Origin of the sequence: Gordonia otitidis NBRC 100426, from assembly GCF_000248075.1 — a bacterium.
GTDB classification, from domain to species: Bacteria; Actinomycetota; Actinomycetes; order Mycobacteriales; family Mycobacteriaceae; genus Gordonia; species Gordonia otitidis.
Map to the genome: position 1 here is coordinate 49104 of NZ_BAFB01000230.1, position 15966 is coordinate 65069.

The window sequence follows — 15966 nt, forward strand, 5'->3', positions numbered from 1 at the left end:
GGACCGCGACGATTGTTACCGGACCCGTTGCGGGTCACGGCCACACACGGCCTTGACGGTGTGACCTCGACGAATGGAAGTTGTGACCCGAGATGTTTGAGAAAGTCCTGGTTGCCAATCGCGGTGAGATCGCGATCCGAGCGTTTCGCGCTGCATACGAACTCGGTGCGGGCACCGTCGCGGTCTTCCCGTATGAGGATCGCAATTCACTGCACCGCTTGAAGGCCGACGAGTCGTATCAGATCGGGGTACCCGGGCATCCGGTACGGGCGTACCTATCGGTCGACGAGATCATCGGAGCCGCGCTGCATTCGGGCGCCGACGCTGTCTATCCGGGTTACGGGTTCCTGTCCGAGAACGCCGAGTTGGCCGCGGCGTGTGCCGAACACGACATCACCTTCGTCGGACCACCTGCTCATGTTCTGGAGCTGACGGGCAACAAGGCGCAAGCCGTCGCGGCGGCGAGGGATGCGGGCCTGCCGGTGTTGGCATCGTCGGAGCCCTCGGCCGATGTCGACGAGTTGGTCGCGGCCAGCGCGGACATGACGTTCCCGCTGTTCGTCAAGGCGGTCGCCGGTGGTGGCGGCCGCGGCATGCGCCGCGTGGCCAGGCGTGAGGATCTGGCCGAAGCGATCTCAGCGGCATCGCGGGAGGCCGACACGGCGTTCGGTGATCCGACGGTCTTCCTCGAACAGGCGGTGATCAATCCGCGGCACATCGAGGTGCAGATCCTCGCCGACACCCGGGGCAACGTCATCCATCTGTTCGAGCGTGACTGCAGTGTGCAGCGGCGGCATCAGAAGGTCGTCGAGTTGGCACCGGCGCCGAATCTGGATCCGCAACTGCGCGAACGTATCTGCGCAGATGCCGTGGCGTTCGCGCGGCAGATCGGCTACTCCTGCGCGGGAACCGTCGAGTTCCTTGTCGATGAGCAGGGTAACCACGTCTTCATCGAGATGAATCCGCGCATCCAGGTGGAGCACACGGTGACCGAGGAGATCACCGACGTCGATCTCGTCGGCGCCCAGATGCGGGTCGCCTCGGGACAGTCACTGCAGGAGTTGGGCCTCGACCAGGAATCGATCTCGATTCGGGGCGCTGCCCTGCAGTGTCGCATCACGACCGAGGACCCCGCCGACGGATTCCGGCCCGACGTAGGACGGATCACAGCTTATCGCACACCGGGCGGTGCCGGTATCCGTCTGGACGGCAGCGCGGTGCTCGGCGGCGAGATCAGCGGGCATTTCGATTCCATGTTGGTCAAGCTCAGTTGTCGGGGGCGTGACTTCGACACCGCGGTACGACGCGCTCGTCGTGCGCTGGCGGAGTTCCGCATCCGCGGGGTCGCCACCAACATCCCGTTCCTGCAGGCGGTTCTCGACGATCCGGACTTCGCCGCAGGACGCGTGACGACGTCGTTCATCGAGGATCGTCCGTGGCTGTTGACCTCGCGTGGATCAGCCGACCGGGGTACGCGAATCCTGTCGTATCTCGCCGACGTCACGGTGAACAAGCCGCATGGAGAGCGTCCGAGCACCGTGTATCCGCGCGACAAGCTCCCCGTCGTCGACCGCTCCCGCCTGCTTTCCCCGCCGGACGGGTCTCGTCAACGTCTGCTGGCGTTGGGCCCCACCGGTTTCGCTCGTGATCTGCGTCAGCGGTCGGCCGTCGGGGTCACCGACACCACGTTCCGTGACGCTCACCAGTCCCTGTTGGCGACACGGGTACGGACCAGCGGAATGCTCGCGGTCGCACCGTACGTGGCGGCCATGACGCCGGAGCTGTTGTCGGTCGAGTGCTGGGGTGGTGCCACCTACGACGTCGCACTGCGGTTCCTCAAGGAAGATCCGTGGGATCGGTTGGCGCAGTTGCGTGAGGCGATGCCCAACATCTGCCTGCAGATGTTGCTACGTGGCGCCAACACCGTCGGTTACACGCCGTATCCGCAGAAGGTCACGACGGCATTCGTGGCCGAGGCCACCGACGTCGGCATCGACATCTTCCGTATCTTCGACGCGCTCAACAACATTGACGCGATGCGGCCTGCGATCGACGCCGTGCTGGAGACCGATCGTGCCGTCGCGGAGGTGGCGATGAGCTACACCGGCGATCTCGCGAACCCCGACGAGAAGCTCTACACCCTCGACTACTACCTGCGGCTGGCGGCGCAGATCGTCGACGCGGGCGCACATGTGTTGGCCATCAAGGACATGGCAGGCCTGCTGCGCGCACCGGCGGCGGAACTGCTGGTGTCGGCGTTGCGGCGCGAGTTCGATCTGCCGATCCACGTCCACACCCACGACACGGCGGGCGGCCAGTTGGCCACCTACCTCGCTGCGGTCGACGCCGGTGCCGACGCCGTGGACGGCGCGTCGGCGCCGCTGGCAGGTACCACCAGCCAGCCGCCGCTGTCGGCGATCGTCGCCGTTTTCGCACACACCGAGCGCGACACCGGCCTCGACCTCGGCGCGGTCTGCGATCTGGAACCGTACTGGGAGGCCGTGCGAAAGGTTTACGCCCCCTTCGAATCCGGTGTTCCCGCACCGACCGGCCGGGTGTACTCGCACGAGATCCCGGGCGGGCAGCTGTCGAATCTGCGTCAGCAGGCCATCGCGCTCGGGCTCGGTAACCGCTTCGAAGCCGTCGAGGAGGCGTACGCCGCCGCGGACGCGATGCTCGGACGGCTCATCAAGGTGACGCCGTCGTCGAAGGTCGTCGGTGACCTGGCACTCGCGTTGGTCGGTCAGGGCATCGCACCTGCAGACTTCGCGGCCAACCCCGGTTCCTACGACATCCCCGACTCGGTGATCGGTTTCCTCCGCGGCGAATTGGGCGAACCCGCCGGTGGCTGGCCCGAACCGCTGCGAACACGAGCGCTCGCCGGTCGCACGGCACCGCGACCGGTCGAAGAGTTGTCCAGCGCCGACTCCGCGGCTCTCGACATCGCGGGGCGCGGCCGCCAGGAAACGCTCAACAGGCTGTTGTTCCCCGGCCCGACAAGAGAATTCGAGGAGCATCAGGAGACCTACGGCGACACCTCGCGGTTGTCGGCGAACCAGTTCTTCTACGGGCTGCGCTACGGCGACGAGCACCGCGTCGAACTCGAACCGGGCGTCGAGCTCCTCATCGGACTCGAGGCGATCAGCGAAGCCGACGAGAAGGGCATGCGTACGGTGATGTGCGTGCTCAACGGGCAGTTGCGTCCGGTTGCGGTGCGTGATCGCTCCGTCGACTCCAAGGTCGCTGCCGCTGAGCGGGCCGATCGGGCCAACCCGAATCACGTGGGTGCACCCTTCGCGGGCGTGGTCTCGCTGTCGGTGGGTGTCGGCGACGAGGTCGCGGCGGGCGCGGCGATCGGCACGATCGAGGCGATGAAGATGGAAGCGACCATCACCGCGCCGGTCGGCGGCAAGGTCGCGCGCGTCGCGGTCTCGCAGGTGCAGCAGGTCGCGCCGGGGGATCTGCTCATCGAGATCGGTTGACGCGCAACGGCCTGTTGATCCGGACGAGATGTCGGCCGGGCGTAGATCCGTATGACGCAGAGCCCGGTTGTGCGGGCCAGTGGTCATACGGATCAGATCGGCAGGTCACTCGATCACTGTCGAGTCCAGTGTGCCGTCGCAGCGGTCACGGGTCGTTCGGATCAGGGCGGCGTTCGGGTCGTCGACTGTTCTGATCCATTCGAGTGCATCGTCGACGCTCCGTCCTGTCGCCACATGCCGGGCGAGGAGTCGTTGCTGTCTGATCGCATCGGGAAGGTCTACGAACCAGAGCTGGTCGAGCATGCCGCGAACAGGCGCCCACGCGCCACCGAACCCGAGGTAGTTGCCCTCGACCACAACGATTGTCGCTGTGGTGGCGATGAGCGACGCCGCTGCGATCGGTTCGCCGAGAGTGTGGTCGAAATCGGGTGTGTACACCTCGGTTCCCGGCGTGGCAGCTCGACGGAGCGTCGCGACGAATCCGTCGACGTCAAAGGTGTCCTCAGCGCCGCGGCGGTCGACGCGGTGCAGGAGACGCAGCATCGGAGTCGCGAGGTGGAAGCCGTCCATCGGTAGATAACCCACGTGAGCATCGCCGACCCGCTCCGCGAGTTCGCGCGTAGCTCGTCGGGCAACGGTGGTCTTACCCGCTCCTGGCGGGCCGGTGAAGCCGACGACCACTCGGGAGCGGCTGGTCGCGAGGTCGAGGATCTCGCGGACCAGCGCGTCGATGACCATGACCCAGACGATACGGGTGGCACCGTCGGGAAGTGGGCGGTTTTGCCGCCAGTACGAATCGACGATGTGGACGTTGCAGTTCGACGTCCGGGGTGACCGGCGAATCGTGGTGACGTTCCGTATCGGCGCGCAGAATCCGCCCCCGACGGATCGGGGGCGGATTCAGCGCATTATCAGTCCTCGACGTCGCCGCGCACCGTCGCGGCGGCGGTGACCAGGTTGGTCAGCGACGCGATGACCTCGGGCGTTGCTCGCGTCTTGAGCCCACAGTCGGGGTTCACCCAGAGACGTTGTGGCCCAACGGCAGTGAGTGCTGCGCGGAGCGACTTCTCGATCTCCGCCGTACCCGGGACGCGCGGTGAATGGATGTCGTATACGCCCGGGCCGACCCCGTTGGAGAAACCTACTTCGTTGAGGTCGTCGAGCGCTTCCATCGCCGAGCGGGCGGCTTCGATGGATGTGACGTCCGCGTCGAGGTCTGCGATCGCATCGATGACCTCGCCGAACTCCGAGTAGCAGAGGTGCGTGTGGATCTGCGACGTGTCGGACACGCCCGACGTGGCCAACCGGAACGCCCGCACGGCCCAGTCGAGGTATGCCCTCTTGTCGGCGTCACGCAGTGGCAGCAGTTCCCGCAGTGCAGGCTCATCGACCTGGATGATGTGGATCCCGGCATTCTCCAGATCTACCGTCTCGTCACGGATGGCGAGTGCGATCTGGTCGGCGGACACCGACAACGGCTGGTCGTCGCGAACGAACGACCACGCCAGAATCGTCACCGGTCCCGTCAGCATGCCCTTGACCGGCTTGTTCGTCAGCGACTGTGCATAGGTGATCCAGTCGACGGTCATCGGATGTGTGCGCACCACGTCGCCGTACAGGATCGGCGGGCGAACGCAGCGGGTGCCGTAGGACTGCACCCAGCCGTTCGCTGTGGCGAAGAAGCCGTCGAGTTGTTCGGCGAAGTACTGCACCATGTCGTTGCGCTCGGGTTCGCCGTGCACGAGCACGTCGAGCCCGATCTTCTCCTGCAACGCGATGACGTCGTCGATCTCGGCGCGCATCCGCCGCTCGTACTCGGCGGTGTCGATCTCGCCGGACCGCAGTGCTGCCCGCGCGAGACGGATCGCCGAGGTCTGCGGATAGGAGCCGATAGTGGTCGTCGGTAGCGTCGGGAGGCCCAGGCGCGCATTCTGTGTGGCGATCCGCTCGGTCGCGTCACCGCGTGTCACGTCGTCGTCGGTGATGGCTGCCAACCGTTCCTGCACGGCGGCGACGTGGACGCGGGGATCCGACTCGCGTGTCGCCAGTGCTGCCGACGACGCGTCGAAGGCGGCGGCCTCGGACTCACGGCCGCTGCGTAGCGCGCGGGAGAGCACCCCGACCTCGTCGTACTTCTGTGCCGCGAACGCCAACCAGCCGCGCAGATCGTCGTCGATTCCGGTCTCGGCGTCGAGGGTGTAGGGGACGTGCAGAGTGGAGCATGACGTCGAGACCGCAAGCGCCCGTGCCGATCCCAGCAATGTCCCGAGTGTGGCGAGCGCCTTGTCGAGATCTGTCCGCCAGATGTTGCGTCTGTTCACCACACCGGCGACGAGTAGTTTGTCGGCGAGTTCGGGTACCGAGACGACGGTGTCGACAGAACCCTCCACCAGGTCGACACCGATCGCCTCGACCGGTGTACGTGCCAGTGCCGCAAGAGAATCCCCGGGATCGCCGAAGTAGGTGTTGACGAAGATCGCGGGACGGCTCGTGGCGTCGGCGAGCGTCGAGTACACAGCGCCGGCGAGGGCGGGGAGGTCGTCGGCGTAATCGGTGACGAGGACAGGCTCGTCGATCTGGACCCAGCCCACACCGGCCTGCGCGAGCCTGCGGAGCAACTCGACATACACGGCGACAGCGTCGTCGATCCGCGACAGCGGTGCCGCAGCGCCGTCGACGGGCTTCGACAGGGCGAGGAAGGTGATCGGTCCGATGACGACGGGACGGGCGTCGACCCCTTGCGCGTGCGCCTCGGAGACCTCGGCGAGCACCTTGTCGGGGTAGCACGTGAACGTCGTGTCGGGTCCGATCTCGGGGACGAGGTAGTGGTAATTGGTGTCGAACCACTTCGTCATCTCCAGCGGTGCGATCTCGCCGGTACCCCGAGCCGCGGCGAAGTAGCGGTCGAGCGGATCGGCGATGCCGTCGTACCGGGCGGGTAGGGCACCCACGAGCACAGCGGTGTCGAGGATCTGGTCGTAGTAGGAGAAGGTGTTGATCGGGATCGAGTCGAAACCGGCGGCGACCAACTGTGCTGAGGTATCCCGTCGCAGGTCGGCGGCCGTCTGCTCCAGATCGGTGGCGCTGACGCGCCCGGCCCAGTAGCCCTCGATCGCCCGCTTGAGCTCGCGTCGCGGGCCGATACGGGGTGCACCGGGAACGGTGGTGGTGAACGGGGCGGCCACGGGCCCCGAGGTGTGGCCGGCGGGTGAGGTGCCGGGAGTGCTGATGGACATGAGTTCGTGAACTCCTGCATTCGATACGGATGGTTCACCGCCATGCAGGGAGAGTCGACGAGCCCCGAGTGATGCGCGGGCATCACAAAACGCTGATCGACCTGCGCCCGGTCCACGAGGCGGTGAGCCACCGGTCGCGGCGCGACCGGTACAGGAGGCAGGTCTTCGGGCTTGTCGGCACTCTCGCCATCGGCGATGTTCCTACTGGCCGTCGCTTCCCGGGCATGCGCCCAGTGCGTGTGACGGCGGTCGTTCCGACATACCGCTGCGGGACAGCTCCGGATTCTCACCGGATTCCCTCTCACCCGAGGTCGCGCAGCTGCGCGACGAACGGATTCGACGCCGCGCGCGGGACGGAGGGGCTCCATCGCGACTCCCGGCGGGCGAACCAGCTGCGGGTGCAGCATAGCGCAGGGCGACGTCGAGGCGATTCCCCGTCGCTGCCGACCCGCCTGGTTCCGACAGAACCAGGCACGGCGTCGGGGGTCTGCCTAGCGTGGGTGATACGCGCTCGAACAGTGACAGCGGCGCACTCCGATCAATGAGTTGAGGAGGCAGCAGTGCGAAGTTTGACAACGGTCGGACTCTCCGACGCACGACGCATGATCGACGCGGGGATCGCCGCGGCCGAACGGATCGGCTCGCCGAGCAACATCGCCGTCGTCGACAACGGCGGGAACCTGGTCGCTCACGTTCGGATGGACGACGCCCAGCTCGGAAGTATCGAGCACTCGATCGACAAGGCGCACACCGCAGTGTTCTTCCAGTCGCCAACAGGCGATCTCGCCGCCGATTCGCTTCCAGGAGAACAGTTCTGGGGCATGGCGTTGAGTGGTCACGGCCGCGTCCTGGTTTTCGCGGGCGGCATCCCACTGATCGTCGACGGCATGGTGGTGGGAGCTGTCGGTGTCAGCGGCGGCTCCCGTGAACAGGACACGACGGTCGCCCGTGAGGCGTCGGCCGCACTGTGAGCCGCAATCCAGCGGCGTGTGACATGACGACCGGTCCGCCGGTCATCGACGATGAAGGAGAGAAGTGATGAGTACGACGTATCTGATCACCGGTGCCGGAAGCGGCTTCGGAAAAGAGGTCGCGCTACGCATGGCGGAGCAGGGACACGACGTGATCGCCGGTGTCGAGATCATCGCGCAGGTGAACGTGCTGCGCGCGGAGGCGAAGAAGCGCGGCGTCGAACTGCGTGTCGAGAAGCTCGACGTCACCGATGAGGGGGATCGCCGGAAGGCTGCACAGTGGGACGTCGACGTGCTGTTGAACAACGCGGGCATCTCCGAGGGCGGTTCGTCGGTCGACATTCCCGCCGAGAATCTCCGCAGGCAGTTCGAGGTGAACGTCTTCGGCCCGATCCTGCTGACGCAGCCGATCGCCAAGCGGATGGTGGCCAAGGGTGGCGGCAAGATCGTATTCATGTCGTCGGTCGCAGGACTCACCGTCGACCCGTTCACCGGTGCGTACGCGGGCTCGAAGCACGCCGTCGAAGCGTTTGCCGATGCGTTGGATCAGGAACTCGCCGAGTACGGAGTCACGGTTGCCACCATCAATCCCGGACCGTTCCTCACCGGATTCAACGACACGATGTTCGAGGAGTGGAAGTCGTGGGTCGACGACCCGTCGACGCGACTCTACGACTACAGCAAGCTGGCCTTTCCGCACGAGCAGTTCGACCCGGAGGAGGTCATCACCGTGACGATCGACGTCCTCACCGGTACCGACACCGACTACCGACACGTGTTGCCCGCGCACACGGTCGACGACATCAAGGCACAGACACAGGCGCAGTGGGATCGCACGCTCAACGACGGTAAACGTCCCGAACTGGTCCAGACCGCCTACGACATCTCCCCGTACACGCCGGTCGACGGCAATTCCTGAAAGGATCGAATCATGGCTCTCTCCGACAAGAAGGCACTGATCATCGCCACGTCGTATGGCGTCGAGCGCGACGAACTCCTCGTCCCCCGTGATCATCTGCGGGAGGAAGGCGTCGCCGTCACCGTCGCGACGGTGGACGGCGACGACGTACAGACATTGGTGGGCGACAAGGATCCGGGCGCAACCGTTGCCGCTGATACCGCGATCGCCGACGTCGATCCCGCCGACTACGACGTCCTCGTGGTGCCCGGGGGCACACTCAACGCCGACACACTGCGCACCGATGCGACGGCGCAGAGTGTGGTGCGCAGTTTTGCCGATGCGGGTAAGCCAGTCGCCGCGATCTGCCACGGACCGTGGCTGATCGTCGAAACCGGATTGCTCGTCGGCAAAACCCTGACGTCGTATTCGTCGTTGCGAACCGATGTGAACAACGCCGGCGGCAACTGGGTGGACGAGTCGGTGGTGAGTGACGACACCAACGGGTTCACGCTGATCACGTCGCGCACCCCGGACGACCTCTCGGAGTTCACCGCCGCGATCGACGCGCAACTCGCATGAGCGAAGGCCGGGAGAACGACGACGCGGAGGGCGCGTCGTCGCGCTCTGTCACGGCCGACTACCGCGCCACCGCGACGTCCGGGTTCCTTCGGAATCGACGTGCACAGTTGGCGCCCGATCCCTCCTGGCCTGTCTACAACGCCACCACCGACCGCCGGGTTGCGGGGCTGCGACGCGAGGAGATCGCCTGGGCCGCAGGCGTGAGCATGGACTACTACACCAAGTTCGAGCAGGGCAAGGTGGCACACCCCTCCCGCGCGGTCGTCGGTTCCATCGCCGACGCTCTTCGTCTGAGCGACCTCGACCGCAGGTATCTGTTGGCACTCACCGCGGAACCGTCGGGTGAGCCGATGGCGACGAGCGAGGCGCTCGCCGATGCCGAGGCGGATCTGCTGGCCATCGGCACCCGACTCTTCGACACCGTGATGCTGCACCTTCTCACCGACGAGTTGATGCTTACCGCCGTCGACAAGGCGACTGCGGCCGTCCTGTTCCCCGACCGGGACTCGTCCGAGTGGCCGCTTCAACCGGTCTCGTTGCTGGAGTACATCTTCGACGATCCGATCAGCAGATCGGTGTATGTGGACTGGACGGCCAAGGCCTACGAGGTGGTCGGCTTGGCTCATCTGAATCTCGCGACGCGACCTGCGTCGGCGGAACATCGAGCGTTGATCGACCGGTTGTGGCGGTCCAGCAAGGCATTTCGCTACATCTGGAACCGCTATGAGCCGCACGACAAGAGGTCGGGGCGGTGGCGACTGCGCGTGCCGGGAGAGGGCGTCGTCGGCTGCCACTTCACGACGCTGCAGGTACGCGGTTGTGACGAATTGTCGCTCGTGGTCTACCGGCACGACGAACGGTGAGTACTCAGCTACCGCGGTAGGTGGAGTACGAGTACGGACTCAACAGCACCGGTACGTGATAGTGCCGATTCGGATCGTCGATGGTGAAACAGATGTCGATCTGCGGGAAGAAGCCGACGATCCCGTTCGCGCCGAACCAGTCTACGGTCGCGAAGACCAGATGGTAGGTGCCCGGCGCGAGTGGGTCGGTGTTGACCTGCGGGATGCGGCCGTCGCTGTTGGTGGTGCCCGAGGCGAGTTGTTCGCCGTCGACGTCGCGCAGGATCACCGACATCCCGACCGCGGGAGCACCGCTGACGGCGTCGAGGACGTGTGTGGACAGTCCGGTCATGGATTCAGCCTAGTGGGTATGTGGTGAGTTCTTTGCCGTGAACGCAGCTCGAGTCGGCGGACGCGGTTGGTGCACCGACGGCGTCTGCCGAATCGGGCGGCGTTTGAGGGCTCCGGGCAGCGCGATGTGCGATCAGTCGTCGACGAATTCGACGGCGGGTGTCAGCATCCGTTGCAGCCGACTGCGATTGATCTTCGCCAGCTCCATGCGCAGGACCCGACGCTCGGTCGGGGCGTCGTTGCGCATGCGCTCCTTGAGGATTGCGAGCAGTTCCTCGGCGGGCCGTCCATTGGCGAACACCAGGTAGACGTGTCCGAACTTCTCCTCGTACTCCTTGTTGAGCTGCTTGAGCTCGGCGAGTACTGCGGGGTCGGCGCCGGTCACTCCCGACTGTTCCCGACTCGACGAGGCGTTGTCGGGTCGGTCTCCGATGCGGGGGTGCCCCGCCAGTGCCTCGTCGAGGTCGGTCTCGGTCAGTTCGGCGAGTATCAGATCGGCGTATTCGAGAAGTGCCTCGTCGTCGACGAACGGGCGCGCCTTGGCGACGCGCAACGCCCAGATCGATGAACTGCAGCACTCGTAGAGCGTGCTGATCGCCTGTCGCTCGGACAGCTCGTTGAAACTGGGCAGACCACGCCAATCCACTCGTCGCACGCGGTCAGCCTACGAGAGCTCTGGCTGGCGGCTGAAGCGAGCCGAGGTCAGCGGGTTGGCGTCGGCCACGAGATCGTCGAACCGGTGGTTGGCGATCTTCGCGATCTCGATGAGCGCGAAGGACTTCTCCGAGGTCTCGGAGTTGTCCATGCGAGCCCAACCGTTGCGCAGCACGCGGTCGTAGCGTTCGGCCTCTTGCGCGTCGATGACCAACGGGAAGCCGAAGTGGTCCTTGTACGCCTTGGCGAGGTCGACGACGTTCTCGTGCTCGGTCTCCTCGAGGTGGGACAGGCCCTTGTGGTCGACGGCTGTCAGCTCGCCGGTCTCGTCTTCCGCGCCGAGGTCGGGGAATGCGCGGATGAGCTGCAACTGTTCCTCGTCGCTGCCGGTCAGCATGGCCTCCTGGAAGGCGCTGCGCAGATCGTGGACGTCCTCGAAGGGGCGCTGCTCGTAGGCGCGTTCGACCACCCAGTCGACGTTCTGCACCAGGCCACCGAAGGTCTGACTGAATTCGACGTAGGTCATCTTGTTGACGGCGTCGAGGGTGATGGCGCCGCGTCCCGCGACGGCCGGGCCGCGACGTCCGACGTGGAAGAACAACAGGTTCAGCAGGATCGCGGTGATCGCACCCATCGTGATGCCCGTCGAGAACGGTATCTGCAGGATCATGTTGGGCATCGCCTGATCGACACCGGGCAACGCGGGGACGTCGACGTGCGCGCCGCCCTTTTCGATGTCGGTGGTCGGGGTCGCCGACTGCGAGAACTGCACGTAGAGCGCGACGGCCAGCGACGTGGCCGCGATGATCAGGTTGCGATGGTCGGTGAAGTCGACCGATGTGAGGGTCTGGATTCCGACGATGGCCACGGTCGCGAACATGATGAGAGCTGCGCCACCGAGGATCGGTGCGGGGATGGACTCGACCACCTTCGCGAGTTTGGGCAGGCAGCCGAGAATGATCATGATGACGCCTGCGCAGGCAACCACCCAGCGGCTCTTGACCCCGGTCAGGCGCACCAGGCCCACGTTCTCGGAGAACGCGGTGTAGGGGAACGAATTGAAGATGCCGCCGAAGATGGTGGCCACGCCGTCGGCGCGTACGGCTGCGGCGACGTCTTCCTTCTTGATGCGCTTGCCGACGATCTCACCGGTGGCGAAGATCGAACCCGTCGATTCCACCGCGACGACCAACAGCACGACGATCATCGACACGATCGCCACGAGATCCCACCTGGGAGCGCCGAAGGCGAACGGCGGGGTGAAGCCGAACCAGCCGGCTTCGCCGACGATGCCGAAGGACGCGTCGCCGCACAGCCAGGCGATGAACGTGGCGACCACGAGGCCCATCAGCACCGCGATCGTTGCCATGAAGCCACGGAAGAATCGCTGCATCAACACGATGAGCAGGATGGTACCGAGCGCGTAGCAGACCCATTTCCAGTTCGCGTTGTCGTGGAGGTGCTCGTGCGGGTTGGTGACTGCGTCGCCCGCGCCGACAGGAATCAGGCAGACGCCGATGATGGTGATCAGTGTGCCCGTCACCACCGGCGGCAGGAAGCGGATGAGTTTGGCGAAGAACGGAGCGATGAGAAAGGTCGCGATGCCGGCTGCGATCACCGCGCCGTAGACCGTCTGCAGGCCGACGCGTCCGCCGCCGTTCTGGTTGGCGATCTGGATGACAGGTGCGAGCGTGGCGAAGGTGATGCCTGCAGCAACGGCAGGCGTACCCCGATCTTCCAGATGCCGACGGACTGCAGCAATGAGGCGATGCCACAGGTGAAGAGGTCTGCGGTGATGAGCATCGTCAGCGCGTCGGAGTCGAGCCCGATGGCGCGCGCGATCAGCAACGGGACCAGAACGGCACCGGCGTAGAACGCGACGACGTGCTGTGCGCCGAGGGCGACGAGTTTGCCGGGTGGCGGAACCTGGTCGACGGGGTGTACGCGCTTTCGCTTCTTCGCCGGCGTGGACGCCGGTGTCGCCTCGGTTGTCATGTTCGCCTCCAACGAGATGGTGCTCCGCGCACAGATGTGGGCCGACCGCAGACGAGCACGCGACCGGCAGATAGATAGTGAACCCCCGAGGGCGATCTCGCGCAGCGGCGCGATCATGTTTCAGCGGGGTTAACACGGATGGATTCGACGCAGCGCTACCATCGGCTCCCGTGGACATCGCGGAGTCGGCTGACGCCGGACGTAGTGGCCGTTCTACACCGGGAAAGGTCGTCGGAGCGGTGCTCGCCGCAGGTGCGGGCAGTCGCTACGGAATGCCGAAAATCCTTGCCGCTCAGGGGGAGTGGGTGAGAGCCTCCGTCTCGGCGTTGCGTGCCGGCGGGTGCGACGAGGTGCTCGTGGCGATGGGTGCCGCGGTCGTGGAAGCGCCCGATGGCGCGACGTCGATCATCGTCGCCGACTGGGAGTCAGGACTGTCGGCAAGCGTGCGGAGAGTCCTCGGTGAGGCGCTCGAGCGAGACGATCTGGCCGGTGTGGTTTTACATGTTGTTGACATGCCCGACGTGTCGGCCGCTGTCGTGCGACGTGTGTTGGCGCGCGCGGCGCGTCGACGAGGCGCCCTCGTGCGTGCCACATACGGGGGAGCCCCCCGACACCCGGTCTATCTCGGCGCCGAACATCTGCGCGACGTGATGGTGTCGCTGCACGGAGATGTCGGCGCGGCGGCATATCTGCGCGCGCACGCCGACATCGTCGAGATGGTCGAGTGTGGCGACCTGGCGTCGGGACTCGACCGAGACGAGCCGTGACCCGGCGTCAGGCCGGCTGATCGGACTTCGGGTAGGTGTAGAACCCCTCGCCGCTGGCCATACCGAGTTTGCCCTTGTCGATGTAGTTCTGCTTGAGCCAGGCGCCGAGATGACGATTGCCCTGGTCGCCGTTCATCAGGATGTTGTACGGGGTCATCAGCCCGACGACGTCGTAGATCTGGAAGGGGCCGAGTGGAGCGCCGGTCGCGATACGCCACGTCTTGTCCACGTCCTCGGGTTCGGCGTAGCCGCCTGCTGCCAGTTCGAGTGCCGCATTGAGGAACGGGATCAACAGCGAGTTGAGGACGTACCCGGCCTTCTCCTTGTGGATTTGGATGGGCACCATGCCGATGTCGGAGGCGAACTGCACCACCTTGTCGTAGACCGCGGGATCGGTGTCCTTGGTGCCCATGATCTCCGCGGTGTTGAATTGCCAGACCCGATTGGCGAAGTGCAGCGCCAGAAAGCGATCCGGGCGCCCCGTGGAGGATTCGAGGTCGCTGGGGAGCAACGACGACGAGTTGGTCGCGAAGATGGTGTCCTTCGGGGCGAGTTCGTTGAGTTTGCGGTAGGTGTCCTGTTTGAGTTCGAGGACTTCGGGAACCGCTTCGATGATGAGGTCGGCGTCGGCCGCCTTGGCGAGATCGTCGGTCAGCGTGATGCGCTTGCGTGCCTCGTCGGCGGCACCGTCCGCGGCACCTGGCACCTCGTTCTTGTACGTCTCGACGAGGTCGTCGTACCGTTTCGCCGCGGCATCGAGTGCCTTCTGGTTGATGTCGTAGGACGTGACATCAAAACCCTTGTACGCGGTCTGGAATGCGATCTGGGAGCCGAGTACACCGGCTCCGAGGACTGTGACCTTCTGGAAATCTGCCATCGTGCGCCTCCATCGTCGTCGAATGCCCGACCACAACGTGTCCGCCCCCGACGGGCGAAGATCCTCCCACAGCCAACCTACTCCGGTGCGGAGCTGTCGCCGAGAAGTGTGGGCATCGGCAGTCCGAGCGCTCCGACCACGAAGCGGCACACCGGACCGCGCGCGGTGACGACGGCGTCGTCGAAGCCGCTGCGTGCGCTGTCCCACAGTTGGGCGGTGCCGTCCGTGGCCGTGACCCCGATCAGCGCCACGAGCTCGCCGGTTGTCGGCTCACAGATGGCCCAGGTGAACGACGTCTCGTCAGCCCACGCCGAATCCGACTGTCTGACATAGTCTTCGGGCTCGGTGATGCCTAGTTCGCAAAGTGCCGGTGCGTCCGATATCCGGTCATCGGTACGCAGTCCGCGCAGATACCAGGTGCCGGCATTGATCTCGACGGGTTCCATCGGGGCTCCTCGACAACGCGTCGGGCCCGACCGTGTGGTCGGGCCCGACGACGACTGCCAATTATCTGAGGGTCACTTGATTTCGAGCAGCACTGTTCCCTGGGTCACGGCCGCGCCGGCCTCGATCGCGAGGCCGGTCACGACGCCGTCCTTGTGCGCGGTGACCGGGTTCTCCATCTTCATCGCCTCGAGCACCACGACGAGGTCTCCCGCGGAAACCTCCTGGCCTTCCTCGACGGCGATCTTGACCACGGTGCCCTGCATCGGTGCGGCAACCGAGTCGCCGGAAGCGGCAGCGCCTGCGCCCTTGGTGCGTGTGCGCGGCTTGGGCTTCTTGCGGACGACGCCGCCCGCCGACGCCGCTCCGCCGATCGCGAGATCGCCGGGCAGCGAGACCTCGACCCGACGGCCACCGACCTCGACGACGACGTTCTGGCGCGGGGCCGAGTCGTCGTCCTCGATGGCCTCACCGCCGGTGTACGGCTCGATCGGATTGTCCCAATCGGTCTCGATCCACTTGGTGTAGACGTCGAACGTCTCGACGCCGTTCTCGTCGGTGTGACCGATGAACGCCGGGTTCGACACGATGTGTCGATCGAAGGGGAGAACCGTCGCGAGACCCTCGACCTCGAACTCGTCGAGTGCGCGGCGGGCACGCTCGAGTGCCTGCTCGCGGTTCTCACCGGTGACGATCAGTTTGGCGAGCATCGAATCGAACTGCCCGCCGATGACGTCGCCCTGCTCCACGCCGGAGTCGACGCGCACGCCGGGGCCCGACGGCTCCTTGTAGACGGTGATCGGGCCGGGGGCGGGGAGGAAGTTGCGGCCGGGGTCCTCGCCGTTGATACGGAACTCGATGGAGTGG

Annotated in this window: 13 protein-coding genes, 1 pseudogene and 1 riboswitch; of the genes and pseudogenes, 6 read left to right on the forward strand and 8 right to left on the reverse strand. The window is 65.7% G+C overall.

Annotated features, from left to right (window positions below; all coding sequences use genetic code 11):
* Window positions 1-92 precede the first annotated feature (92 nt).
* Window positions 93-3482: a pyruvate carboxylase gene (locus GOOTI_RS21900; RefSeq protein ID WP_007240790.1), complete on the forward strand. Its 3390-nt coding sequence runs from the start codon at window positions 93-95 to the stop codon at window positions 3480-3482.
* A 105-nt stretch (window positions 3483-3587) separates the two neighbouring features.
* Here the strand turns inward: GOOTI_RS21900 and GOOTI_RS21905 are convergent, their stop codons facing one another.
* Entirely contained in the window at window positions 3588-4220 is a 633-nt protein-coding gene (locus GOOTI_RS21905; protein ID WP_007240791.1) for a nucleoside/nucleotide kinase family protein, read from the reverse strand.
* Between the two features lie 173 nt (window positions 4221-4393).
* The gene (gene metE / locus GOOTI_RS21910) at window positions 4394-6718 is read right to left on the reverse strand and encodes a 5-methyltetrahydropteroyltriglutamate--homocysteine S-methyltransferase (RefSeq protein ID WP_007240792.1); all 2325 of its coding nucleotides are present in this window, start codon (window positions 6716-6718) and stop codon (window positions 4394-4396) included.
* A gap of 139 nt (window positions 6719-6857) precedes the next feature.
* Window positions 6858-7056, reverse strand: a riboswitch (cobalamin riboswitch).
* Window positions 7057-7278: 222 nt separating this feature from the next.
* Here metE and GOOTI_RS21915 point away from each other — a divergent pair.
* The 4 genes from GOOTI_RS21915 (at window position 7279) to GOOTI_RS21930 (ending at window position 10032) form a co-directional block, all read left to right on the forward strand.
* On the forward strand, window positions 7279-7689 hold the full coding sequence (locus GOOTI_RS21915; protein ID WP_007240793.1) for a GlcG/HbpS family heme-binding protein: 411 nt from the start codon (window positions 7279-7281) through the stop codon (window positions 7687-7689).
* A 67-nt stretch (window positions 7690-7756) separates the two neighbouring features.
* The gene (locus GOOTI_RS21920) at window positions 7757-8608 is read left to right on the forward strand and encodes an SDR family oxidoreductase (protein WP_007240794.1); all 852 of its coding nucleotides are present in this window, start codon (window positions 7757-7759) and stop codon (window positions 8606-8608) included.
* 12 nt (window positions 8609-8620) lie between these two features.
* Window positions 8621-9169, forward strand: coding sequence for a type 1 glutamine amidotransferase domain-containing protein (locus GOOTI_RS21925; RefSeq protein ID WP_007240795.1), 549 nt, complete (start codon window positions 8621-8623; stop codon window positions 9167-9169).
* Window positions 9166-10032, forward strand: coding sequence for a helix-turn-helix transcriptional regulator (locus tag GOOTI_RS21930; RefSeq protein WP_007240796.1), 867 nt, complete (start codon window positions 9166-9168; stop codon window positions 10030-10032). Before GOOTI_RS21925 ends, GOOTI_RS21930 begins: the two co-directional genes overlap by 4 nt.
* 4 nt (window positions 10033-10036) lie before the next feature.
* On the opposite strand, the gene uraH is transcribed toward GOOTI_RS21930, so the two are convergent.
* The 3 genes and pseudogenes from uraH to GOOTI_RS21945 form a co-directional block, all read right to left on the reverse strand.
* The gene (uraH, locus tag GOOTI_RS21935; protein ID WP_007240797.1) at window positions 10037-10363 is read right to left on the reverse strand and encodes a hydroxyisourate hydrolase; all 327 of its coding nucleotides are present in this window, start codon (window positions 10361-10363) and stop codon (window positions 10037-10039) included.
* A 132-nt stretch (window positions 10364-10495) separates the two neighbouring features.
* The gene (gene uraD / locus GOOTI_RS21940) at window positions 10496-11017 is read right to left on the reverse strand and encodes a 2-oxo-4-hydroxy-4-carboxy-5-ureidoimidazoline decarboxylase (protein ID WP_007240798.1); all 522 of its coding nucleotides are present in this window, start codon (window positions 11015-11017) and stop codon (window positions 10496-10498) included.
* A gap of 9 nt (window positions 11018-11026) precedes the next feature.
* Window positions 11027-13011: pseudogene (locus GOOTI_RS21945) on the reverse strand (solute carrier family 23 protein).
* Window positions 13012-13250: 239 nt separating this feature from the next.
* Between GOOTI_RS21945 and GOOTI_RS21950 the strand changes: the two are divergent.
* On the forward strand, window positions 13251-13778 hold the full coding sequence (locus tag GOOTI_RS21950) for a nucleotidyltransferase family protein (RefSeq protein ID WP_007240801.1): 528 nt from the start codon (window positions 13251-13253) through the stop codon (window positions 13776-13778).
* A 7-nt stretch (window positions 13779-13785) separates the two neighbouring features.
* On the opposite strand, the gene GOOTI_RS21955 is transcribed toward GOOTI_RS21950, so the two are convergent.
* From GOOTI_RS21955 to GOOTI_RS21965, 3 genes are all read right to left on the reverse strand, one after another.
* Window positions 13786-14655 (reverse strand): 3-hydroxyacyl-CoA dehydrogenase, encoded by an 870-nt coding sequence (locus GOOTI_RS21955; RefSeq protein ID WP_007240802.1) that lies wholly within the window; start codon window positions 14653-14655, stop codon window positions 13786-13788.
* Window positions 14656-14732: 77 nt separating this feature from the next.
* Window positions 14733-15101 carry a GNAT family N-acetyltransferase gene (locus tag GOOTI_RS21960; protein WP_007240803.1) on the reverse strand — a complete coding sequence of 123 codons (369 nt, stop codon included), beginning with the start codon at window positions 15099-15101 and terminating at the stop codon, window positions 14733-14735.
* Between the two features lie 72 nt (window positions 15102-15173).
* Window positions 15174-15966, reverse strand: a 793-nt coding sequence (locus GOOTI_RS21965) for a biotin/lipoyl-containing protein (RefSeq protein ID WP_007240804.1), incomplete at its 5' end; no start/stop codon positions are given.